Origin of the sequence: Streptomyces rectiviolaceus, assembly GCF_039533825.1 — a bacterium.
Taxonomy (GTDB): Bacteria; Actinomycetota; Actinomycetes; order Streptomycetales; family Streptomycetaceae; genus Streptomyces; species Streptomyces rectiviolaceus.
This window is the reverse complement of sequence record NZ_BAAAUG010000245.1, coordinates 1-534: the sequence shown is the minus strand read 5'-3', so window position 1 is coordinate 534 and position 534 is coordinate 1. Positions and strand designations below refer to the sequence as shown.

1 rRNA gene is annotated in these 534 nt (G+C 55.6%); it reads left to right on the top strand.

The annotated features are described in order from the left end of the window. Positions 1-534 (top strand): 23S ribosomal RNA (locus tag ABD378_RS43365); the annotation flags it as partial.

Here is a 534-nt window from a genome sequence, read left to right as displayed (position 1 = left end):
CACATAGGGTATGTGGAGGGAACGCGGGGAAGTGAAACATCTCAGTACCCGCAGGAAGAGAAAACAACCGTGATTCCGGGAGTAGTGGCGAGCGAAACCGGATGAGGCCAAACCGTATACGTGTGAGACCCGGCAGGGGTTGCGTGTGCGGGGTTGTGGGATCTCTCTTTCACAGTCTGCCGGCTGTGAGACGAGTCAGAAACCGTTGATGTAGGCGAAGGACATGCGAAAGGTCCGGCGTAGAGGGTAAGACCCCCGTAGTCGAAACATCAACGGCTCGTTTGAGAGACACCCAAGTAGCACGGGGCCCGAGAAATCCCGTGTGAATCTGGCGGGACCACCCGTTAAGCCTAAATATTCCCTGGTGACCGATAGCGGATAGTACCGTGAGGGAATGGTGAAAAGTACCGCGGGAGCGGAGTGAAATAGTACCTGAAACCGTGTGCCTACAAGCCGTGGGAGCGTCGCTGTATGTGCTTGCACATACAGTCGTGACTGCGTGCCTTTTGAAGAATGAGCCTGCGAGTTTGCGGT